This window comes from Brenneria uluponensis, from assembly GCF_032395385.1.
Classification (GTDB): domain Bacteria; phylum Pseudomonadota; class Gammaproteobacteria; order Enterobacterales; family Enterobacteriaceae; genus Prodigiosinella; species Prodigiosinella aquatilis.
Map to the genome: position 1 here is coordinate 3,289,636 of NZ_CP135917.1, position 24,027 is coordinate 3,313,662.

At 49.5% G+C, this 24,027-nt stretch carries 15 protein-coding genes, 1 tRNA gene and 1 pseudogene; 11 read left to right on the top strand and 6 right to left on the bottom strand.

The window, feature by feature from the left end:
- The first annotated feature begins 82 nt into the window (after positions 1-82).
- Positions 83-1,291, top strand: coding sequence for a 3-(3-hydroxy-phenyl)propionate transporter MhpT (gene mhpT, locus RS889_RS15405; protein ID WP_315707901.1), 1,209 nt, complete (start codon positions 83-85; stop codon positions 1,289-1,291).
- Between the two features lie 147 nt (positions 1,292-1,438).
- On the opposite strand, the gene RS889_RS15410 is transcribed toward mhpT, so the two are convergent.
- Positions 1,439-2,119 carry a GntR family transcriptional regulator gene (locus RS889_RS15410; protein ID WP_315707902.1) on the bottom strand — a complete coding sequence of 227 codons (681 nt, stop codon included), beginning with the start codon at positions 2,117-2,119 and terminating at the stop codon, positions 1,439-1,441.
- Between the two features lie 513 nt (positions 2,120-2,632).
- Between RS889_RS15410 and RS889_RS15415 the strand changes: the two genes are divergently transcribed.
- Positions 2,633-3,175, top strand: coding sequence for a 4Fe-4S dicluster domain-containing protein (locus RS889_RS15415; protein ID WP_021015274.1), 543 nt, complete (start codon positions 2,633-2,635; stop codon positions 3,173-3,175).
- A 38-nt stretch (positions 3,176-3,213) separates the two neighbouring features.
- On the top strand, positions 3,214-5,364 hold the full coding sequence (gene fdhF / locus RS889_RS15420; protein WP_021015273.1) for a formate dehydrogenase subunit alpha: 2,151 nt from the start codon (positions 3,214-3,216) through the stop codon (positions 5,362-5,364).
- Positions 5,365-5,686: 322 nt separating this feature from the next.
- Here fdhF and flhA read toward each other — a convergent pair whose 3' ends face one another.
- Positions 5,687-7,870 carry a formate hydrogenlyase transcriptional activator FlhA gene (gene flhA / locus RS889_RS15425; protein WP_315707903.1) on the bottom strand — a complete coding sequence of 728 codons (2,184 nt, stop codon included), beginning with the start codon at positions 7,868-7,870 and terminating at the stop codon, positions 5,687-5,689.
- Between the two features lie 897 nt (positions 7,871-8,767).
- Here flhA and RS889_RS15430 point away from each other — a divergent pair.
- From RS889_RS15430 to RS889_RS15440, 3 genes are all read left to right on the top strand, one after another.
- Positions 8,768-10,060 carry a dicarboxylate/amino acid:cation symporter gene (locus tag RS889_RS15430; protein ID WP_315707904.1) on the top strand — a complete coding sequence of 431 codons (1,293 nt, stop codon included), beginning with the start codon at positions 8,768-8,770 and terminating at the stop codon, positions 10,058-10,060.
- A 726-nt stretch (positions 10,061-10,786) separates the two neighbouring features.
- Positions 10,787-12,310 (top strand): group II intron reverse transcriptase/maturase, encoded by a 1,524-nt coding sequence (ltrA, locus tag RS889_RS15435; RefSeq protein WP_315707905.1) that lies wholly within the window; start codon positions 10,787-10,789, stop codon positions 12,308-12,310.
- A gap of 74 nt (positions 12,311-12,384) precedes the next feature.
- Positions 12,385-13,587, top strand: coding sequence for an IS256 family transposase (locus tag RS889_RS15440; protein ID WP_315707906.1), 1,203 nt, complete (start codon positions 12,385-12,387; stop codon positions 13,585-13,587).
- A 114-nt stretch (positions 13,588-13,701) separates the two neighbouring features.
- Here the strand turns inward: RS889_RS15440 and hypT are convergent, their stop codons facing one another.
- On the bottom strand, positions 13,702-14,589 hold the full coding sequence (hypT, locus tag RS889_RS15445) for a hypochlorite stress DNA-binding transcriptional regulator HypT (RefSeq protein WP_290179583.1): 888 nt from the start codon (positions 14,587-14,589) through the stop codon (positions 13,702-13,704).
- A 156-nt stretch (positions 14,590-14,745) separates the two neighbouring features.
- Here hypT and cuyB point away from each other — a divergent pair, with 156 nt between their 5' ends.
- The 4 genes and pseudogenes from cuyB to RS889_RS15465 all read left to right on the top strand — a co-directional run.
- On the top strand, positions 14,746-15,462 hold the full coding sequence (gene cuyB, locus RS889_RS15450; protein ID WP_315707907.1) for a cysteate racemase: 717 nt from the start codon (positions 14,746-14,748) through the stop codon (positions 15,460-15,462).
- A gap of 368 nt (positions 15,463-15,830) precedes the next feature.
- The gene (locus RS889_RS15455; RefSeq protein WP_315707908.1) at positions 15,831-18,944 is read left to right on the top strand and encodes a beta-galactosidase; all 3,114 of its coding nucleotides are present in this window, start codon (positions 15,831-15,833) and stop codon (positions 18,942-18,944) included.
- A 286-nt stretch (positions 18,945-19,230) separates the two neighbouring features.
- Positions 19,231-19,306: transfer RNA gene (locus RS889_RS15460), tRNA-Asn, on the top strand.
- A 162-nt stretch (positions 19,307-19,468) separates the two neighbouring features.
- A pseudogene (locus tag RS889_RS15465) lies at positions 19,469-19,887 on the top strand (Arm DNA-binding domain-containing protein); the annotation flags it as partial.
- 168 nt (positions 19,888-20,055) lie between these two features.
- Here RS889_RS15465 and RS889_RS15470 read toward each other — a convergent pair.
- Positions 20,056-21,045, bottom strand: a complete 990-nt coding sequence (locus RS889_RS15470) for a nitrilase family protein (RefSeq protein ID WP_315711073.1) — start codon at positions 21,043-21,045, stop codon at positions 20,056-20,058.
- A 102-nt stretch (positions 21,046-21,147) separates the two neighbouring features.
- Here RS889_RS15470 and RS889_RS15475 point away from each other — a divergent pair, with 102 nt between their 5' ends.
- The gene (locus RS889_RS15475; RefSeq protein WP_315707909.1) at positions 21,148-21,837 is read left to right on the top strand and encodes a LysR family transcriptional regulator; all 690 of its coding nucleotides are present in this window, start codon (positions 21,148-21,150) and stop codon (positions 21,835-21,837) included.
- Positions 21,838-22,089: 252 nt separating this feature from the next.
- Here RS889_RS15475 and RS889_RS15480 read toward each other — a convergent pair whose 3' ends face one another.
- Both RS889_RS15480 and RS889_RS15485 read right to left on the bottom strand, forming a co-directional pair.
- Positions 22,090-23,283: an MFS transporter gene (locus RS889_RS15480; protein ID WP_315707910.1), complete on the bottom strand. Its 1,194-nt coding sequence runs from the start codon at positions 23,281-23,283 to the stop codon at positions 22,090-22,092.
- Positions 23,283-24,023: an HAD family hydrolase gene (locus RS889_RS15485; protein WP_315707911.1), complete on the bottom strand. Its 741-nt coding sequence runs from the start codon at positions 24,021-24,023 to the stop codon at positions 23,283-23,285. Before RS889_RS15485 ends, RS889_RS15480 begins: the two co-directional genes overlap by 1 nt.
- Positions 24,024-24,027 lie beyond the last annotated feature (4 nt).

Genomic DNA, 24,027 nt, shown 5'->3' on the forward strand with positions numbered 1-24,027 from the left:
TGATAGTCGAATGATGATAACGCGTCAGCAACGAACTGACGCATCGCATAACGTACTGTTACTTTACCTGCAGGTACCCATTATGAGTATGAACATCGCCCTACCTACGTCCCGATTACTGTTAACTATCTCGTTATGCTTTCTTGTCGCTTTAATGGAAGGACTTGATCTACAGGCTGCGGGTATTGCGGCGCCTGGGATAGCTACCGCGTTCTCCTTCGATAAAATGCAAATGGGCTGGATTTTCAGCGCCGGTATCCTCGGACTATTACCCGGGGCGCTGGCAGGAGGCTGGCTGTCAGACCGATATGGCAGAAAACCGGTTCTGTTTGGCTCCATGGCATTATTTGGTCTGTTTTCTCTTGCAACAGCACTCTCGTGGAATTTTCCCACCCTGGTGCTCGCCCGCTTCCTGACCGGTGTTGGATTGGGTGCCGCCCTACCCAATCTGATTGCACTATGTTCGGAGGCGGCAGGGCCGCGTTTGCGGGGTATCGCCGTCAACGTAATGTACTGTGGCGTACCGCTTGGTGCGGCATTCGCGGCATTCACTGGTACTTTTGTCAGTATCGGTGAGTGGAAAACAGTTTTCTGGATTGGCGGCTTCACGCCGCTGGCACTGTTGCCGTTACTTGGCTGGTTGCTACCGGAATCAGCACATTACCAACGCCAAAACAGCGCAACCCCACCCCCCGTGCGGGTGTTGTTTACTCCCGGCACAATACGGGCAACCGGCTTACTGTGGCTGTGTTATTTCTTCACCCTGCTAGTGGTGTATATGTTGATCAACTGGTTACCCTTGCTACTGGTAGGTCAGGGTTTTTCATCAGGCGAAGCCAGTTGGGTGATGCTGCTTCTGCAACTGGGCGCTACCTTGGGAACCCTGTCGCTGGGATATTTAATGACCCGGTTGAACGCGCTGGCGATGGCAACATTAATCTACCTCGGCATGTTGACGGCATTGCTGGTGTTAGCCAGCGCCGAGCAACTCAGCACCATGCTGCTGGCTGGCTTTATTGCCGGGTTCTTCGCAACAGGCGGTCAGGGGGTCTTGTATGCGCTGGCCCCTCTGTTTTATCCCACCGAGATTCGTGCCACCGGCGTTGGCACGGCGGTGGCGGTCGGGCGCTTGGGCGCGATGAGCGGCCCTTTGCTGGCAGGGAAAATGCTGTCCCTTGGCACCGGAGCGATAGGCGTAATGGGCGCGGCAGCACCTGGACTGGTGATCGCAGGTGTCGCCGTGTTCTGGTTGTTCAACTGGCAACAGCAGCAGTCTCTGGTTAAAGGCTGACCGGCAGGATGAAGTGACATAAAAAGCCACTGTCATGAAGTGGCTTTTTCATCAGATTCCAACGACGAAAACGATCATCTGTCTCGCGGGAGTGGTACTGAATGGTGCTGAGAACTGCCGTATAATTGAAGCTCATTCATCGACTGTCTATGCCAGTTGATCATTACCTTTACTCTCCACACTGTTAAACAGCTTTTCATGACCATCCTGAATATCGTCCTGAATCGCTAATCTGGCGGCCTCTGGATCACTGTTTCTCAGCGCTGCCAGCACGTCCTGATGATGACCGATAGCCATGTGTTGCGAAAACTGGGCATAAGACTGCGCAATCAGCGGTCCGGTTCTCATCCACAAACGATCCAGAAAACTGCAAAGCAGTGGCATCTGTGCGGTTTGCGCCAATAGCAAATGGAATTCGCTGTTCAACCGCAGCGCATCCGGGAAATCCGCCTTGTTAATCGCCTTAATATTTAGCGCGATGTTCTCTTCAATCTGCGACAGCCTGATTGGCGTTACCAGACGCGCGGCGTTCTCCGCGCCGATGCCTTCGATGGCGATACGCAATGTGCGTATTTCCAGGTACTGCGCCAGTGTCAGTTCCGGCACCCGAATATCCCTTGGGGTGCGAAGTTCCAGGGCTTGCTCTTTCGCCAGTTGCAAAATAGCGTCGCGCACCGGTGTGACGCTGGTTCCCAGTTGTGCAGCCAACTCTCTGATACGCAGACGATCATTCGGCTTAAGCCGCCCGGTAATCAATGCATCGCGTAATGTTGCATAAACACTGGCACTTAAACCGGCGCGATTAATAGACGCAATCGGATAGTTCACTCATTCACCCAATAGATAGTCATAAGAAAAGGAAAACAGATAATGTGTTTAGCGAAGATTCACTGGTTATATACCCCAAATAATTCGAGTTGCAGGAAGGCGGCAAGCGAGCGAATCCCGATAAGCTTACTCAGGTAAGTGATTCGGGTGAGCGAACGCAGCCAACACACCTGCGACTTGAAGTATGACGGGTATAAACAACAGATACCTTATGGCAATATATACCCTAAAAGTGAGATCGCTTACCACGCGTACCCACAGAGACGTCTCCATCACGCGCTACGACCCACCGTCGTCAAATCTGCCGACACACTACGGCCAGCAGTCGTCACTCTGCGCTGAGTGACGTATAACTCGGCTAAAAATAATATTTAATACTTTATAAATCAAATAATTAATACATAAGAAACAATCCTGGCATAAACCCTGCTTTAGGTGTGGTGATGTGTCGGCAGCAAGTCTATTGTCGACAAAACCGCAATTTAACCTGAGCCGAGGAAGGAGAAAGATGTCATGAACCGGTTCGTATTAGCAGATCCCAAGAAATGTATTGGCTGTCGCACCTGCGAAGTCGCCTGTGTGCTGGCTCATAGCGATGGCAATCCTTCTTCGCTGTCATCCGAACATTTCTCGCCACGGCTGAAAGTGGTAAAGGGACTGAACGTCAGCACCACCATTCAATGCCGGCAGTGTGAAGATGCCCCTTGTGCCAACGTATGCCCGAACGGTGCCATTATCCACGATGGGGATCACATCAAGGTTCTCCAGGAAAAATGCATCGGTTGTAAAACCTGCGTCGTGGCTTGTCCTTATGGTGCTATGACGGTGATCAGTAAACCGGTCGCTCGTATCAGTCATTATCAGACGCTGGGTCACTGCATTAAGGCCGAGGCGCAAAAGTGCGATTTGTGCGAAGGTCGAGCCGCAGGCCCGGCGTGTATTGAGGTCTGCCCGACAAAAGCGTTACGAATGATCAACCGTGATGAAATTCAGGCCATGATCCAACGTAAACAACGGCGTGCGGCACTTGATGAAGCCGCAGACATGCAATTCTGAGTAGTGCCATTCGGGTACGCTGAAGGAGAAGAATCATCATGCAGAAAGTGATTACCGTCTGTCCTTACTGTGGGTCAGGCTGCAAAATTAATTTACTGGTAGAAAATGGCAAAGTCGTCGGTGCCGAAGGTGCCAACGGTGTCACCAACGAAGGTGAGCTATGCCTGAAAGGCTATTACGGCTGGGATTTCCTCAACGACACCAAACTGCTGACCCCACGGCTGAAACAGCCGATGATTCGTCGTCAGAAAGGGGCGCCGTTTGAAGTGGTCAGTTGGGATGAAGCCATTGAATTCGCCAGTTCCCGCCTGATGGACATCAAGGAAAAGTATGGTCCGGATGCCATCATGCACACCGGTTCGTCCCGTGGTCCGGGTAACGAAACCAACTTTGTAATGCAGAAATTTGCCCGTGCGGTGACCGGCACCAACAATATCGACTGCTGCGCCCGTGTTTGCCACGGCCCGTCGGTTTCCGGCCTGCAAGTCACGCTGGGCAACGGCGCGATGAGTAATTCTATCTGCGAGATTGAACACACCGACTGTATTCTGGTATTTGGTTACAATGCCGCCGATTCACATCCGATAGTCGCACGCCGAATCATAAAGGCCAAAGAGCGCGGTGCCAAAGTCATCGTCTGTGATCCTCGCCATATCGAAACCGCCCGTATCGCCGACTTGTGGTTGCCACTGAAGAATGGCTCCAACATGGCGCTGGTCAATGCGTTCGCCAATGTATTGCTTAACGAAGGTTTATATAACCAGAACTTTGTCGCCCAGCATACCGAAGGGTTGGAAGAATATCGCAACCTGGTGGCCAAATACACGCCGGAATATGTAGCAGAAATCACCGGTCTGTCACCGCAGTTAATCCGCGATGCCATACGAATGTACGCCGCTGCGCCGTCCGCCACTATCTTGTGGGGTATGGGTGTAACGCAATGGACGCAAGGTGTCGACGTCGTGAAGGGGTTATCCGGCCTGGCGTTGTTGACCGGCAATCTGGGTCGTCCCAACGTGGGCGTCGGTCCGGTACGCGGCCAGAACAACGTGCAGGGTGCCTGCGATATGGGCGCGCTACCGAATCAGTTCCCCGGCTATCAAAATGTTACCGACGCGGCTATCCGCGAAAAATTTGCCAAAACCTGGGGCGTACCTTCCCTGCCCGCTCATGTAGGTTACTCGCTCACTGACGTGCCTCATAAAGTGAAAGAAGGTAAAATTCGGGCCAATTATGTCATGGGAGAAGACCCATTACAGACCGAACCCGATTTGTCGGTGGTACGTGAAGCCTTCAATGAGCTGGATTTGTTGATCGTACAAGACATCTTTATGACCAAAACCGCTGCCGTGGCCGATGTCATTTTCCCCGCCACGTCCTGGGGAGAACATGAAGGGGTTTATACTGCGGCAGACCGTGGTTTCCAACGGTTCTACAAAGCGGTGGAACCGCAGGGCAATGTGAAACCGGACTGGGAAATCATTAGTCTGATGGCGACCGCCATGGGCTACCCGATGCACTACAACAACACGCAGGAAATCTGGGATGAACTGCGTCACCTGTGCCCACTGTATTACGGAGCGACCTACGAAAAAATGGCCGGTCTGGGTTATGTTCAGTGGCCGTGTCTTACCGAAGATAGCCCGGGCACACCGTGGTTGTACGCCGGTAACAAGTTTGACCGTCCTAATGGTAAAGGCTTCCTGTTTGCCACCGAATGGCATCCGCCGATGGAGCAGACTGACAGTGAATACCCACTAGTGTTGTGTACCGTGCGTGAAGTTGGGCATTATTCCTGCCGCTCCATGACAGGCAACTGTACCGCATTGCAAACACTGGCCGACGAACCCGGTTATGTGCAGATCAGTCCGGAAGACGCCGAGCATCTTGGTTTGCATGATCAGCAACTGACCTGGGTTGCTTCACGCCGCGGTAAAGTCATCAGCCGAGTATCGATCAGTGAGCGCATCAACAAGGGCGCGGTGTATATGACCTATCAGTGGTGGATCGGTGCCTGTAACGAGCTGACGCTGGATGAAGTTGATCCCATCGCCAAAACACCGGAATACAAACACTGTGCCGTCAAACTGGAAGCGATTGCCGATCAGAACTGGGCGGAAAATTATGTCCAGCAAGAATATAGTGCGCTGAAAGCCAGACTGCGCAAGGAAGCAGAAGTCGCTGGTTGATCTTCATAAGGCGCTCCGCTCTGGAGCGCCTCAGACCGTTGACAAACCTGTGTATCAAGTCAGAACGGTGATAATGAGGGAGAAGAGTAAAGCATCCGCGCCAGGAATGGCGCGGTTTGAGCTTACAAGGAGGTACTTGCAGCGTCTTTACGATCTTCTCATTATCGCCGCGATACCAGACGTTGTCATCACACTCAAGCGCTCCGTTCTGGAGCGCCTTAACTCACAAAAAACAACACGTTTATTGCCATTCCCAGCGATCTCATCACCGTCGTTCTCCTACATGAGATTGAGTTAGCACGGTGGCGATGTTATGTCCGACTCACTCAATATTCTCGATTTCTTTCACCGAGATCCCCATTCGCTGCATACGGGAAAGCAGCGTGGTTCGCTTCAGGCCCAACCGGGCGGCAGCCCCTTTCGGACCCGCGACAATACCGTTGGTTTCCCGCAATACCCGGATGATTTGCTGACGTTCGGACTCCTCCTCGCCCTCTTGCTCCAGGTTTTTTTCGGCCACCATCGGTGACGATGGGACCTCAGTCGCATGATAAACCGGCTTTGGCGCCTCCAGCGGCGAGAGATGGTGTTGCAACTCTTCCATTTGCAGGTTCAGCGTAGTACCACGGGTCAGGATCACCGCTCGCTCAATCACATTCTCCAACTCACGCACATTACCCGGCCACGGTAGACGACTTAATTGGCGCAAAATATCGGACGGTATACTGTCAATAGTGCGATTCATTCGGCGGGCGATCTTGCGAGTGAAAAATTTCACTAGCAACGGAATATCTTCCGGACGCTCACGCAGTGGCGGGATCACAATCGGGAAGACATTAAGACGATAGTAAAGGTCGCTACGGTACTCACGGTCAGCCACCATCTGTTTTAGATCGCGGTTAGTAGCGGCGATCAGCCTTACATTCACAGGAATGACTTTACTGCCACCTAAACGTTCAATTTCCCGTTCCTGCAATACCCGCAGCAACTTGGGTTGCAGCTCAAGTGGAATATCGCCGACCTCATCCAGAAACAGCGAGCTCTTGTCCGCCAGCTCAAAACGTCCCTGCCGTAGGCTAGTCGCGCCGGTAAAGGCGCCTCTCTCATGACCAAACAGATCACTTTCCAGTAAACCGGAAGGGATAGCCGCGCAGTTCATTTTGATCATCCGGTTGGATTTGCGCTGGCTGAGACTATGAATCGCCCGGGCAATCAACTCTTTACCCGTACCAGTTTCTCCGAGGATCAATACCGTGCTATCGCTGGCCGCCACCATTTCCACTTGCTCCAGCACCTGGCGGATAGCAGCACTGCGACCAATAATCTCACCGAACTCTTCACCACCGACACGATGAATGTGCTCGGTCAATTGCTCGGTCAGATAGAAGTTTTCATGAATCAGCGAGTCTTTCAACCGCGTAATCTGCTCATAAGCCAGCGCATTATCCAACGCAATCGCAATACGGGCCGCAATCTGACGCAACAGTTTGATTTCTGCGTCACTTACCGTCAAATCACTGCGATGCGCCAGTTCCAGAACGCCCAGCACCCGGTTTCCAAACGCCAGTGGCAGCAGGCAGGCATGCTTTAACTGGCTGTCAGACCACTGTGCCAGATAGCGCGGCGCACCGGCATGGATAATGGACTGTTCAGCATTAATCAACTGCACCTGATTCGTATCAATAACGCCAGCTGCCAGTGCTTCGGCACGATCTACTTCACCCTGCACCTGTTTGGGCGAGCGCCCGGCAAGGTAGTGAGTGGCGTAATATTTCAATCTTTTTTCATCGCCATCGCTGTCCTTTAATACCAGCGCAATGAAATCGATACCAAAAAAGCGGTGAATTTCCTTTGAAACTTCCAGCGCCAGCGCTTTCAGTTCCAACTTGGAAATCACGGTATTGGTGACATCTACCAAAATACGATAGTGATCGCGCTCATGCCGCAGACGTTCTTCTTCGCGCTGCGTCAGCTCACGCTCACAGATATTCTCGACCACGACAGAGATGACGCCGGACAAAGCCTGGAAAAAATCAATCTCACTATCAGTAAACCGGCTGCCGTCGGTTTTAAGAAACTCGATGCCGCCCAATGCGCGATGAGATGCCAACAATGGTAACTGGCAATAGTCGCTCAACCCAACATAAGCGGATTGTTCAATAAGATGGGGGAAATCACGTTGAAAATACACACGATCACAATGTAGCAAGGCATGGGTGTTCCACACTACGCCGCCCGGACCATCCGCCAGTAACACATTCTCTTCGCTGCATATCGTACAGCTCGCCTCACGGTCATGACGGTAAAACAGGATCTGGTTATGTAGAGGATCGATCAGCAACAGGTTGACGCGCCCAAAACGCACCACTGAAAATGACAGGCCATCCAATACCTGCAACAGCGCATCAATACTTCGTTGCTGCAATAACGTCTGTGACACTTTCAGTAAGGCATCCTGCCACAGAATGGAAAGACGGGAAGGTGAATCTGTCAGTCGTGTCGCCATAACCACCGCAATCAACTTGCTATAACCAATTATGGAGAACAGTTTAGGATCTTCATCCAGTAAATGACACGTTACCTCGCCAATAGCTTGATCTGAATCGTACTTAAGAAGTGCTAATTAACCTTATCAACACCCTAGGATAATAATAAGAATTATTTACCATCATACTGATCTCATTTTTTGTTCACGGTAAGAGCCGTATCGTCACTTTTGACGAATAGGCATTCTGCTGATGGTCATGTGACGTCGCTGCCTTATTTTAGTTATTTATTCCCTGATAACATATGTGACGCCACAATGACATTGTCAATGCAGAAGTGCCATTACCTGGATTCATCGCACTGAGGAAAACCGATATTATCCACTTCGGCGCCAATATTGTGGAAATAATGAACAGCATTAACGATAGATACTCATAATCACGAAACAAATATATTACTTCCTGACAATAAGCGGTTTAATGAATAAACAATAAGATGCTTATAATTAACACAATGAAATTCTGCCAAATTTTATTTATCGTTAATAACACCATTACCATAAATAAATCTTATGATTTAGCCATCTCAGGATTGAAACTTCAACCGTTTTTATACTAACAACTTGTTTATAAGTGTCATTCATGATAGTGCGCAAACGATTGCCAGCAGTCATTCGCTCGCCATTTCCCATCAAAAGAACGCTACCCGCTTTTTTTTCATCCAATATGATAATTTTGAATCTTATCACGCAGAAAAAAATGTAAAAAAAAATAATCGCTGTAATATCTGGGGCGCAGACACAACACCCCAATAACAGGTCAAGGGCGGCAACACCGTGTATTCACACGATACACGTAGCCCGCTATGCCAATAATACTGTGTGTTGTCTGAGTCAATTCATCAACATGAGGTCAATATGCAAAGGCAGAAGTTAGTTATACAAATAGCTCTGGCTATCCTATTAGGGATATTCGTAGGATGGGTATGTCATCAATATCTGGATGGCGGACGTGCAAAAGAAGTAGCGTCTTACTTCAATATGATTACCACCATTTTTCTGCGCTTGATCAAAATGATCATCGCACCACTGGTATTTGCCACGCTGGTTTCCGGTCTGGCCAGTATGGGGAACTCTTCAGCGGTAGGACGCGTCGGTCTGAAAGCCATGACCTGGTTTATCTCCGCCTCTTTCCTTTCCCTGCTTATCGGTATGGTGTTGGCCAATTTCTTCCAGCCGGGCGCAGGAATGAATCTGGTGGTCACCGCCAACGCGCATGTCGCTACCGGTCTGAACACCGACGGCTTCACATTGAAGAACTTCATCAGTCATATCTTCCCGAAAAGCATTGTGGAAGCGATGGCAAACAATGAAATTTTGCAAATTCTGGTCTTCTCTCTGTTCTTCGGCTCGGCTCTCGCTTATGTCAAAAACAAGAATAAAAATGCGACAGCGATTGCATCCCTGATCGAAGAGTTGGCTAAAGTGATGTTCCGCGTAACGGATTACGTCATGAATCTGGCGCCCATTGCCGTGTTTGCCGCGCTGGCTTCTGCCATTACAACGCAAGGCCTGGGACTGATTTATGACTTTGGAAAATTGATCGGCGAATTCTACCTGGGTCTGGCATTACTGTGGGCAGTGCTGTTCTTGGTGGGTTACGTGTTTCTGGGCAAAGCGATCACGGTGTTGGCAAAACTGATCCGCGAACCCACGATGCTGGCATTTGCCACCGCAAGTAGCGAGTCGGCATATCCAAAGACCATGGAAGCGCTAACTAAATTTGGCGTACCGAAGAAAATTACCAGCTTTGTGTTGCCGCTGGGGTACTCTTTCAACCTTGACGGCTCCATGATGTATCAGTCATTTGCCATTCTGTTTATCGCTCAGGCTTACAATATTGATTTAAGTCTGACGCAACAGATCCTGATTCTGCTGACGCTGATGCTCACCAGCAAAGGGATGGCTGGCGTCGCTCGCGCCTCAGTAGTGGTGGTCGCGGCAACATTACCCATGTTTAACCTGCCGGAAGCCGGTATCCTACTAATTATCGGGGTTGATCAGTTCCTGGATATGGGACGTACCGCCACGAATGTGATTGGTAACAGTATCTCCACCGCCGTTGTCGCCAGTCTGGAGAAAGACGTGACTGACGACGAGGAAGAAGATGCTATCGCCTATCAGGAAGCACAGGCCGGCCAGAACAGTTAATCATTCGGGTCATATGTAATCGATTTCAGGTGCAGGAAAGCGACCATCGAGTAAATCCCCAGGAGCTTACGCGAATAAGTGACTGGGGTATGTGAAGGGAGTGTTAGAAATTCCGTGGTGCGACACGAGGCTGTTCCTGCGATTGTTTCAGCCAGTATGTAGTAATCAGTGCGAAGAAACCTGCTGTCTCACCAGCAGTTCCCTACCCGGCTGTGCGTTGAGAGTAATTTCAATGTGCAAAGCGCCGGGGACAACGTAGCCACGGATTATCTGTAAGAGCGGACCGTGAGGTTCAATCTGAAACTGCCAGCCGCAGGCGGTGAAGGCGCCAGGGATAAGGGTATGGTCAGCATAAGCAAACCCCGATAAGCACCGTAATACTTAAGAAGCCAAAGCGGCTGTCAGGCTTCAGCCAAAAAGGCACGCGATCAGGTATGTTCTCTCACAGATGGGACATCGTGAGTGGTGTATCGCCGGTGTTAACGGGGGACCTAACCTCTTGAGTCACAGGAACGGAACGTGGTAATCCCGTACAACTCCGTAAGGTAGCGAACTCGTGAGAGCAAGCCATGGTTGTGCGGGAACGGGACGCTGGAAGAAGCGAATGATCGGTTGTAATGACCGATATACGGTTTTTTTTTTTTAACCGACCCGAAAGGGGGCTGACGTCCAGTGGGTCTTCTCTGGCGAGAAAATCGGGAATATCGACGTTATGAGGGAACGCAAATGACGCAGGCCACAAGCCAATGCGGTGCACCTTCAGCATCGTCCATGTGGTCATCGATCGACTGGCAACAGGTGGAGGATGATGTATTTCGATCACAGATGCGTATCGCCAAGGCAACCAAAGCACAGCGCTGGAATAAAGTGTGTGTGCTCCAACGACTTCTTACCCGGTCTCATCAGGCGAAGTTGTTGGCAGTGAAACGCGTCACATCGAACCGGGGGCGTAATACTCCAGGTATTGATGGCGCATTATGGGTAAATCCGCAGCAAAAATGGCAAGCGGCTCAAGCGCTGACCTGCCGGGGTTATCAGGCTCAGCCTCTAAGACGTATCCATATTCCCAAAAAGAATGGCAAAACAAGGCCGTTAGGGATCCCAACGATGCATGATCGTGCCATGCAGGCACTTTTTCTATTGGCAACAGAACCCGTGGCAGAGACTACAGCTGATCATCACTCGTATGGTTTTCGGCCAAAACGCTCAGCCGCAGATGCAATAGAACGGTGTTTTGTGGTGCTGGCTCAGAGGTCATCAGCGCAATGGATCCTCGAAGGGGATATTAAAGGCTGTTTTGATAACATCAGCCATGACTGGATGATACAACATCTCCGCGTCGAGCGCAGAGTACTCGCGCAGTGGCTGAAGGCAGGGTTTGTGGAGAAAGGGCAGCTTTTCTCAACCGCTGCAGGGACGCCGCAGGGTGGAATAATTTCCCCTTGTCTGGCTAATGGCGTTCTGGACGGCATGGAATCAATGCTGAAAAGCATCACGAGACCCGCTGATAAAGTTCATATGGTCAGGTACGCCGATGATTTTGTGATAACCGGAAGTTCAAAAGAACAGCTGGAAAACATGATCAAACCGGCAGTAACGGTATTCCTGCAGGAAAGAGGGTTAACGTTATCTGAAGAAAAGACTTCGATCGTTTCAATCTCGCAGGGATTTGATTTTCTGGGGTTTAATGTTCGCAAGTATGGAAACAAATTGCTGATTAAACCTGCAAAAAGCAGCATCAAATCTTTCCTTGATATTATTCGAAAAGAGATCAAAGCAGGCATAGCTTTACCCACTGCAACGTTACTAGGCCTTCTCAACCGCAAACTGATGGGTTGGGTAAACTATTATCGACACGTGGTGGCAAAAGCCGTCTTCAGTAAAATTGACGCCGTCATTTTTCGGGCGCTCTATCGGATGATAAGGCGAAAACATAGCAGGAAATCGGCCGGCTGGCTCTGCCGAAAGTATTATGGCAGCAGAGGATTGCGACGCTGGATATTTCACGCGGTCTATCGGGTGAAAAGTGGCGAAATCAGGACCATCAGCCTGAAACAAGCTTCGGCAACGCCAATACGACGTCACAGACAAATCCGTTCAGCCGCCAATCCTTACGATGTGGAATACCTTGATTACTTTAAAGAGCGAATGCGGAAATATCCTTCACAACAGTGGGTTGCTGGGTCAGGTATCTCTGGCCTTATGGAGGGCTTGAGCCGTGTGCAGGAAAACTTGCACGCACGGTTCTGAGGAGAGGGAGTCGCAGAAATGCGGCTCTCTTATCCGACTCATTCCAGTAATATATCATCAAAAAGGAATGACAAATGTCCCAACCCTTTGATTTCGACAAAGCCCTGAAAGCGCTACAGTCCGGTCAGTCACTGACCGGCAAAGATGGCATCTTAACCCCGTTAATCAAACAGTTAACTGAAGCAGCCCTGTCTGCGGAACTTGACTCCCATTTGGCTTCAGATGTGGAAGCCAACCGTAAAAACGGCTCTGGTAAAAAAACCATTAAAGCCCCGACCGGCAGCTTCGAACTGACGACTCCGCGCGATCGTAATGGCACTTTTGAGCCTCAACTGGTGAAAAAGCATCAGACCACACTGTCCGATGAGATCGAGCGCAAAATCATTCGTCTGTTTGCGCTGGGGATGAGTTACCAGGATATCAGCCGGGAGATTGAAGATTTATACGCATTCAGCGTGTCTACCGCCACCATCAGTGCCGTCACCGATAAAGTCATTCCTGAGTTAAAACAGTGGCAACAGCGCCCGCTGGAGAAAGTTTATCCTTTCGTCTGGCTGGACGCCATTCACTATAAAATCCGCGAGGATGGCCGTTACCAGAGCAAAGCCGTTTACACTGTGCTGGCGCTGAATCTGGAAGGCAAAAAAGAAGTTCTGGGTCTGTATCTGTCGGAAAGCGAAGGGGCAAACTTCTGGCTATCTGTATTAAGCGATCTGCAAAACCGTGGCGTTGAAGACATCCTGATAGCCTGCGTGGACGGGCTGACTGGGTTCCCGGAGGCGATAAACAGCATTTATCCGCAGACAGAGGTGCAGTTGTGCGTTATTCACCAGATACGCAACTCGATTAAATACGTGGCCTCAAAGCACCATAAAGCCTTCATGTCCGACCTGAAACCGGTGTATCGTGCGGTGTCAAAAGAAGCCGCAGAAACGGCACTGGATGAGCTGGAGGCCAAATGGGGTCAGCAATATCCGGTGGTGCTCCAGTCATGGCGGCGCAAGTGGGAAAACCTGTCAGCGTACTTCCGCTACCCGGCTAACATACGCAAAGTGATCTACACAACCAACGCGATAGAATCGGTGCACCGTCAGTTCAGGAAACTGACCAAAACCAAAGGCGCTTTTCCGAATGAAAACAGCCTGTTGAAACTGCTTTATCTGGGACTGATGAATGCACAGGAGAAATGGACAATGCCGATCCAGAGCTGGAATTTGACATTGTCGCAGTTAGCCATTTATTTTGAAGGGCGACTGAATAGTGTGATAACGCTATAGAGTTTTTAACGTGACACAGAATTCTGAACGCTCTCTATGTGAAAGCCGACAACGCACCTGCACATGAAAGATAACGAATACCGCGGCCATCGCGGTCGCTATTGTTTTATCTTCCTACTGATGTAACGCTTTCATGTAACGCCAGAACTTTTCTGAAGCCACATTCAGCCGGGCATCAAGGCGATAAAGATAGACCTCCATATGCATAACCGCATTTTCCATCTGAAGAATAACCAATTCCCCATTCTTCAATTCTTCTTTGATGGAATAGTCCGGTAACCAGGCAATACCGTAACCTTTTTGCGTCATGCGCTTCAGCAGATCGCTCATGGAAGAAACGAAATTTACCGTGAATCTTTCGCTATCAATGCTAGAAAGATAACGGTTAACCTGACGTCCCATGTAACTGGTATCAGCATAATTCAGTAGTGGGACAGTAGCAGCATTCACATCAAATATCGGCTTTCCCGCCGGGGAAGCAGCACATACCGGATAAAGCCGCGACGCCAGAATTTCTGTATGTAAAAACGGCTCAGACATCAACTCTTCGTTATAAAAAGAGAAAATAAAATCACTGCGGCCATCTTTAAGGTTTAAAACCGCTTCATCTACATCGATAGATTCCACATAAAATATCTTTTCCTGTGGTTCTGGAACGGTCTTGAGTAATTCCGGCATGATAAATACCGATAATGAATGTGCGGCAGCAATAGTAATTTTGTTTTTGTAATTGCTGCCACCATGCAGTTTATTTATCTGATATTCAAGATCATCTAACGTATTACGGATATGCGCATGGAATACTTTGCCCTGCTCTGTTAATTGCAACGGTGTAGAATTACGGTTAAAAATATCAAAACCTACGGCACTTTCCAGTGCACGAATACGTCGACTAAAGGAAGATTGAGAAATATTTCTTTTTTCGGCGGCAGTAGTAAAACTACGGTATTCCTCCAGAGCGATAAAATCATACAGCCATTTGGTCTCAATATTATTCAGCATGGTATACCCGTCGTTAACATGGATAGTAATGCCAGTAAAAGCATAGAGATAACTAAAGCTATGCAAATCATACATAGCAGATGGGAATTTAGCAATTCACATTCTGAGCGATTATGAGATTATCCTTTTAATTTCAATATATAAGAGGTTAAGAGTGTGAACAGTTTAATCGGTATTCTTGGTGGCATGGGGCCAGGCGCCACTGTCGATGCCATGCAAAAATTGATTAAAAACACGCCGGCCTACAAGGATCAGGACCACATTCCGCTGATTGCCATTTCTATTCCAGATATTCCTGATCGCACTCAATGTATTCTTCAGAATAGCGCCTCACCGCTGAAAAAAATGATTAAATACATGAAAATATTAGAAAATGCGGGCGCAGAATGCATCATTATCCCCTGTAATACCGCGCATTACTGGTTTAATGAATTAAAACAACACACCCAGGTTGAGATGATCAGTATTATTGAAACCACCTGCCAACTGATCAAAGAGAAAAATATTCGCCGGATTGGATTGCTGGCAACGACGGCCACCATTAAAGCCGAAATATATCAAGGCTCTCTGAGGGAAAATCAGGTGCAGTGCTACATCCCTGAAAGGACAGAGCAGGAACAGGTCATGAACAGTATTTACGCCTATAAAGCCGGTGATTTTGATCAGGCTTATCATCTGTTGCTACCGGTAAAAGCACGCCTGCAACAAATGGGCGTGGAAAAAATAATACTGGGTTGTACCGAACTGCCGCTCATACTGGAAAATGAAATCAAAGCCGCACCATCCGACTATATTGACGCCACCGAAGAGTTGATTAAAAAAACCGTGTCTTGGTATTACCAGCACGCAGGTCGCAATAACGTCGCAGCGTAAACGTCCAACCGCTCAATTACCCAAGACTCAGAATAGACGCTACGCGTTGCCATACCGCGTAGCGTCTGAAACACCATGTTCTGCCATAACATTCACCGTGGTGCATATTTCCTTACATTGTCCCGCTACCTGAATTGGTTATAACATACCGACCATATTTCACGTTGCCAGAGTTTTTTATCAAACCACGCGCGGCCACAAATTGCTTCGTCAATTAAAACCACAGTTAATCAGTTTGATTTAATGTGGTGAGACTTCCTATTTACTCCGGCAAAAGATATCGTGATGCTCAAATAAACTCTGAGCGAATAACAATAATACTACTGGTTACTATCATTGTTGCCGACGAAGCAGGGAAACTCAGCTTTATGTCTATTTCAATCTATCCGCATCATACGCTTACGACTCTCACGGCTGTTCTGGCCCGGCGTGATTGGGAGAATCCAGCTTGTACTCACGTTCAGCGCTTGCCGGCACATCCCCCATTCCAGAGCTGGCGGACGCTAGATCAAGCCAGAGATGATGCGCTGTCACCGCAGCGACACTCGTTAAATGGCGAATGGGTTTTCAGCTATTTCCCTCAACCGGAAGTGGTACCAGAAAGCTGGTTACGTCAGGATTTACCTGACGCTGACCAGATCACCGTACCCTCAAACTGGCAGATCGCCGGTTACGACACACCCATTTATACCAATGTCAAATATCCAATTCCTGTCAACCCACCCTATGTACCCAGACAGAACCCCACGGGGTGTTATTCGCTCACATTTTCTATGGACAGTGAGAGAATAAATCACGAACAGACAAGGATTGTTTTTGACGGTGTCAGCTCAGCCTTTCATCTATGGTGTAATGGACATTGGGTGGGCTATTCTCAGGACAGTCGCCTGCCTGCCGAGTTTAACCTCACCGCCTATCTGAAAGTGGGAGAAAACCGACTCGCCGTCATGGTATTGCGCTGGTCGGATGGTACCTATCTGGAAGATCAGGATATGTGGCGTATGAGCGGAATTTTCCGCGATGTCTCGCTGCTGCATAAACCCGATATTCATCTGTGCGATGTGCACATCACCACACCGTTACATCATGATTACACCCAAGGAACGTTGTGTGTGCAGGCGCAGGCCAACCTACCAGAAAAGACGACATCGACCTGGCAACTGCATGTACAGCTGTGGCGCGGAAAAGCGTTGGTGGGAGAAACCCACCGTCCGTTTGGCAGCCAGATCATTGATGAACGTGGACATTATCACGACCGCGTACAGCTACAGTTACCCGTCGAGCATCCCGCACTATGGAGCGCCGAAGCCCCCAATCTGTACCGTGCGGTGATAGCGCTGGAAACCACGGAAGGAGCACTGATTGAAGCCGAAGCCTACGATGTCGGTTTTCGTGAGGTCGCCATCAGCCAGGGATTGCTGAAGCTTAACGGCAAACCGCTGCTGATTCGCGGTGTCAATCGCCATGAACACCAGCCTGAACGCGGACAAGCTATCGACGAAGCCACCATGCGTAACGATATTCTGCTGATGAAACAGCACAATTTCAACGCAGTACGCTGTTCGCACTATCCCAATCACCCATTGTGGTATCGCCTGTGTGATCGCTATGGTTTGTATGTGGTAGATGAAGCCAATATTGAAACCCACGGCATGCAGCCAATGAACCGTTTATCCGACGATCCAGGCTGGCTACCCGCGTTTGCGGAACGGGTAACGCGTATGGTACAACGTGACCGCAACCACCCGTGCATTATCATCTGGTCGTTGGGTAATGAATCAGGGTATGGCCGTAATCACGATGCCATGTACCAATGGATCAAGCAGCAGGAACCTACCCGACCGGTACAATATGAAGGGGGCGGCGCCAACAGCAACGCAACGGATATCGTTTGCCCAATGTATGCTCGCGTCGATCAGGATCAACCCTTCCCGGCCGTCCCAAAATGGTCAATCAAAAAGTGGATTGGTCTACCGGGAGAATCACGTCCACTGATTTTGTGTGAATACGCCCACGCCATGGGCAACAGTCTGGGTGGCTTTGATCGCTATTGGCAGGCATTCCGCCAACATCCCCGGCTGCAAGGCGGGTTTATCTGGGATTGGGTCGACCAGGCATTGATACAGTATGACGATCAACAACACCCTTTCTGGGCTTATGGCGGAGATTTTGGCGACCAACCCAATGATCGCCAATTCTGTCTGGATGGCTTACTGTTCCCCGATCGCTCTGCGCATCCCAGCCTGTATGAGGCTCAGCGCGCCCAGCAATTTTTCCAGTTTGAACTGATTTCCACCCAGCCCCTGATACTGAAAATCACCAGCGAATACCTGTTTCGCCATTGCGACAACGAAACGCTGCACTGGAACATCATGCAGGACGATCAGCAAATCAATGCCGGCAGTCTGCCGTTGACTCTGGCACCACAGTCCAGCGTCACCATTACATTACTGGATACGCTGCCGCACACCGACAGTGTGGAAGCCATGTGGCTGAATGTTGATGTCGTTCAACCCAATGCCACCGACTGGTCAGCCGCTAATCACCACTGCGCCTGGGATCAGTGGCAATTGCCCGTTTCACGGCTATTACCGACGCCTGACCATTTCGATGGAACACCACCACAACTGCATCAGGACGACGCCTGGGCACACGTTTATCACAACGATCAACACTGGGTTTTCAACCGGCAGACCGGCCAGTTGGAACAGTGGTGGCAAAATGGCAACGCAGGTCTGTTCAGCCCGTTACAGGACAATTTTGTCCGCGCCCCGTTAGATAATGACATCGGTATCAGCGAAGTTGACCACATCGATCCCAACGCATGGGTAGAACGCTGGAAGTTGGCGGGCTTATATCAACTGAAAGCTCAATGCATAAGGATGGAGGCGGAGCAGTTAAGCAACCGGGTGCAAATCGTGACCGAACATACCTTCTGCCACCGGCAGCAAACACTACTGATAAGCCGCAAAGTATGGCAGATCAACCATCAAGGCGTACTGACGCTCGATATTAACGTCGATAGGGCAGTGTCCCTGCCAGCGCTAGCCCGCATCGGATTGAGCGTTCAACTGGCGGATTCACACCCATCAGTAAGCTGGCTGGGACAAGGCCCGCATGAGAACTACCCCGACCGTCAACTAGCCGCACGCCACGGGCGCTGGACACTACCGCTGGAGTCCATGCACACACCGTATATTTTTCCGTCAGAAAATGGTTTGCGCTGCCATACCCGACGACTGAATTATGGCAACTGGTGCGTCGAAGGTGATTTCCATTTCGGTATCGGCCGTTATAGCCTGACGCAGTTGATGGACTGTAGCCATCATCACCTGCTGAAACCGGAACATGGCGTATGGCTGAATCTGGATGGTTTCCATATGGGGGTTGGCGGCGATGACTCCTGGAGTCCGAGCGTACATAGCGACTATCTGTTAACCGCCACTCACTACCACTACCAATTACGGCTCCAAAGGCAGTGATCAGCACAGCATCAGGGAAGATAGCCCTGATGCTTTCCGCCTGCTATTAAGCAAATCGGTGTGTTGATGGTTTTGCCAGTACCACTTGCCATGCAGGTCTGAATATAACGGTGCCAAACAATGTCATTCTGACGCGTGTTGCAGAATATTTGACACGGCCCGACAAGGCGTGAGGATCACGGTTTCAGCCAGATCTGGTGATTTATTCTGCACTCGATACAAAAGTGTGAAAACAGGCTTTGACATCCCCTCAGGCCATCGTTAAGATGCGCCCCGTTCACACAATTCCTCTGTAGTTCAGTCGGTAGAACGGCGGACTGTTAATCCGTATGTCACTGGTTCGAGTCCAGTCAGAGGAGCCACATTTAGAAAAGCAGATGTCGAAAGGCATCTGCTTTTTGCTTTTTATTCAGCGTGATGACGTGAAAAACCGTCCCAATGCATGTTCAGTTTGCCCTCCGCGTCGAGAGAATGTAGTGGTCAGATTGGGGGTCAGGTTAGTTCGATGACGGAGTGACCCCCACATGTCTCTTAATGATTCAAAAATCCGCAACGTAAAAGCATCCGCAAAACCCTTCAAAGTCGCCGACTCTCACGGTCTTATCTGTTGGTTAATCCCGGCGGTTCACGTCTCTGGTATCTCAAATATCGTATCAATGGTAAAGAATCCCGCCTCGGCTTAGGTGCCTATCCTGTTGTCTCTCTCGCTAATGCGCGTCAACAGCGTGATGGCATCCGTAAACTGCTGGCGCAGAATATTAACCCCGCACACCAGCGGGCGGCTGAAAAGCGCCCTGTTCACCAGAAAAAACCTTCCAGACCGTGGCATTGAGCTGGCATCAAAGCAACCGGACATGATCAGAACACCACGCTGCTTGCCAGCATGAACAATCATATCTTTCCGGTTATCGGGCATCTGTCAGTGACAGAACTGAAAACCCGGTAAGTATCAGCGCAGTTGACTGCAAGTTCAAAACAACACGACAAACGATTCTCAGGGTAAGGGCTGGGAACTCTTCAGTTGCAAAATTTCGTAGACACAAAAAGCCCGGATGATAAATCCAGGCTAAATATCAGGTTATCAGAATTTTAAGTAATGTTTATTAATCAATTAGTTACTATATTTATCAAAAGAAGGTGATTTGGTTGAAAACCTCGCATCCCAGGCATCGCGTTCGTAACCCTGACGTTCACTCAGTATCTCATAAAGTTCAGGCCGTCGACCATGGATCCACCGTCTTCCAGTGGACATTTCCAGTAGACTTAAATCCAGTTCGGCGCTGACCATGGTATCTTCAAATGAATCTGTTTCTTCTACAATTCGTCCGTATGGGACAAGAATCATGGCATTCCCGGTGCGTACTTCTCCATGATCCAACCCGACGCCATTAGTGAAGAGAATAAACATCCCATTATCATGAGCTCTGGAGGGGAGCCAGCGCATAAGCCATCCACGCCCGCTATCTCCCTGTAATGCAGATCTCAATGCTTCAGGATTGTCATACCGCTTCTGCCACAGTTCAGCAGGTATTGGCTTCATTCCATGTGGACTACGGGAGTTTGTCCCTCCAGTTTGATGAGGAGCAATCAGGATATCAGCCCCCATAAGTGCAGTAGCCCTTACGTTTTCAACCAGATTATTGTCCCAGCAGATAAGAATACCTACTTTCACTCCCCAGGGGGTATCAAATACAGTGAATCGATTACCACAGGCAAAGTCCGGGTGCTCAAAAGCATGAAGTTTGCGGTGAACATGCATCTGGCCATCCGGCATGCAAACAGCGTATGAATTATAAAAATTTCCATCTGCTCCCAATTCAATGAACCCCACTCCTGTTGCAATATCATACTGACTCGCAAGTCTTCTTATTCGCGCTAAAGATGGACTGTCATCAATACTCTCAGCCAGAGCTAAAACGTCTTCACTACTCAGATCTGGTACATGCCAGTAGCCTGTAATGCACATTTCTGGGAAAGCGAGAATTTTGATCTCATCTAGGGCTGCTTTGCGAATAAATGCTTCAATGACTGATAGGTTGTAGTGTTTATCACTTGCGCGGTGACAAAACTGCACGGAAGCAGTTTTCAGACTTTTTACCATGATGTTAACCCCTGTTTCAAAATAGATATTCATCTATTCATCTAAGTCTGAAATGGGAATACTGTATAATTCTGTATTTTCCACAACCGATAACTAAATGGAATGGATATAAAACTTCTGCGAGCATTCGCAATATTAGCTCAACAAGCCAGTTATCATTCCTCTGCGAAAATACTGTGTATTACGCAACCTGCCTTGACAAAGCAAATACAGGCTTTAGAAAATTTCTGTGGCCTTTCCCTTTTTCAGCAAGGCCGCCATGGCGCAACACTCACTGATAGCGGAAAGCTCCTTCATAATCGGGTATGTGATTTACTTTCACAGCATGATGATTTTTTGCAATTTATACGCCAGATACAGAAAGGAAATGCGGGCAGTCTTTCACTGGGATTCGGCATCTCGACGTTCAAACTGGTTCCAGAACCACTTTTATCACACAGCCTAATCGATGAAAAACTGGTGCTAGCTATTCCAACAGGTATAAAGATAAACCCGGTCAACATTCAACCTGTATTTGAAAACTATCAATTACTTCAATTAAACCCCATCCGAGGAAAGGGACTGGTAAATCAAACATCCAGTTTTCTTTCGGAAAATAAACTGAACGTTAATGCAATATCAGCGGCAGATGACATTCATACCTTACTGGCTCTGGTTTCTGCTGGAAATGGAGTAACACTGTTGCCTTCGGGTGTAAGGCATTTTTTACCGTCGGGGGGTGAAACTCGTTCAGGTCAGGGGAAAACATGTAAGCAGGCAGGTTGGCGTTGCCTGGTTTCCCGAAAGAGATGATAGTTTGCGCGATAATTTTCTACAGATGTTGATATACACTCCATACACTCACATCTAAATTATTTGTATCAAAATTGCTCATAAATCCTTCTGCATCACAAGTACCCAAACATCGAGAACCCCATTTATAAAGATCCTCTCACTTCGTTCTTCTTGTAAGCGGGCTTAAAAGCTTACAAGTCGAAGACTTATGCTCAACAATGTGTCCGCCAACATCCGGATATGAGCTCTTGGGTCTGACCTCAATCGCTTTCAATCTTTTACTGCGGCAGTACACGGTTGCTTGGTGCTTATATATTTCAGCTTAATTTCCGCGCTTCGTACCAATGGTGCCAGCAGAAATATTGCTCCCAGCATGAGCGCCATCACCATGTACACATTGGAAAACCCAGTGCGCTGGGCAAAGAAACCTATAGGCGCTGGTGCCATCAATGTACCTAAATAGCCCATGGTGGTGGCGATACTCATGCCGGTACTTGGTGCGATGCGCGGCTGGTTACCTGCGGCTGAAAACGCAATCGGGACAATATTTGCAATACCGACCCCTGCTATTGCGAAGGCGATAATCGCTTGCCACGGACTGGTCGCCAATGCAGCGATTAGAATGCCGGTTGCCGCTAACAAACTTGAAACACGGATGGTACGTACTGCGCCGAAGCGATTACGCACAGAGTCGCCCATGAAGCGAAGAACTGCCATTGACCCGCCGAAAGATGCGAAAGCGAGACTGGCAGTCTCAAGTTTAGCGTTCAAGTCCTTCAACAGATATCGCGATGACCAGTCTACGACCGCGCACTCCGGGATCATACCAAACAGTGCTATGAGGCCGATGAGGTAAACGGCGGGCGAACGCGGCAGGCGCATCGGCTGTTTGACTTCTGTTTTCAGCGCAGGAACATCTTTTAGAACAAACGGACAGATGACAGCGATGAGCGTTACCGCAGTCGCGCTTACCAGGAAGATATGGGTGAGAAATCCGAAATGTTTGATGGTATAGCCTCCAACTGAACCGGCAACGAACAAGCCGATGCTCCAGGAACAATGTGAAAAGGATAACACTGCTCGGGACAGGGTTTTTTCCACCGCCACTGCGTTGGAGTTCATGGCGACGTTCATCGAACCGATCATTGCGCCGAGGAAAAATAGGGCAACCACTAACAGTGAAATGTCCGGAGCAAACCCGAGTGGTAGTAGCGCCATAGAAGTTGCGATGGCAAAAATTCGGACAATGCGCTGCGAGCCGAACTTCGCCATCAACATACCGGACACCGGCATCATGATCAGCGCGCCTAATCCAAATGTTAGGATAAGGCGACCTATTATTCTGTCCGTAGCGCCAAAGCGCGGGACGAGCTGAGCAATCTGCACTGCCCAGCTACCGGTCACAAAGCCGTTGACAAAAAACAACACAGCAACGGCCCACCGCCCTTTTTGTGCCTGTTGCATTAGGAATGGCCTCGTAGCGCTGGCTGCCTATCTTGATGCGCGGATAACCGTTCAACGATCACCTGATGCCCCGGACAAAACGATAGGATCGCGCCATCAGCTCCGTTGGTCAGCACTTTCATGTCCCGGAAATCGGGGAGGATAAATTTTGCGCCGCAGGGCAGCAGGTCTTCATCACCGATGCCGACGCAATAGGCACCGGCAGCAACAGCGGAGGTCACCCCGCTCTTAGCATCCTCGAAAACGACAGTTTTGCTGGCGGGGAGACCCAAGCGTTCGGCCGCGAGCAAATAGGGATCTGGGTATGGCTTGCCACGAGTTACGTCATCCCGTTCAACGATCACCGAGATATAGGGCTGCGCCTGAAGCAGCGCAATGACGCGATCGATCTTCAAGCGCCACCCGCTGGTCACGATACCCAACGGGATCCCGGCCGCGCCAAGGGAAGCGATGAGCTGTGCCACGCCCAGTATGGGCTCGCAGTCAGCGGTGTTTTCCACATGGATGATATGCGCCTGTACCTTCGCTTGGTCGGAAAGCGGCAGGTCATGGAACAGAGCTCGGATGGTATGCGGTCCGGGCTGACCGTGGATGTGTTTCATGATGTCTTCTTCAGTGATTTGGCGACCGTACATCATGGCCGCCTCGCACCATCCTTGCTCAATAACGGCCCTGGAATCGATCAGAACACCGTCCATGTCGAACAAAACCGCCGCTACTCTCTCTACAGACTCACTCATCTAG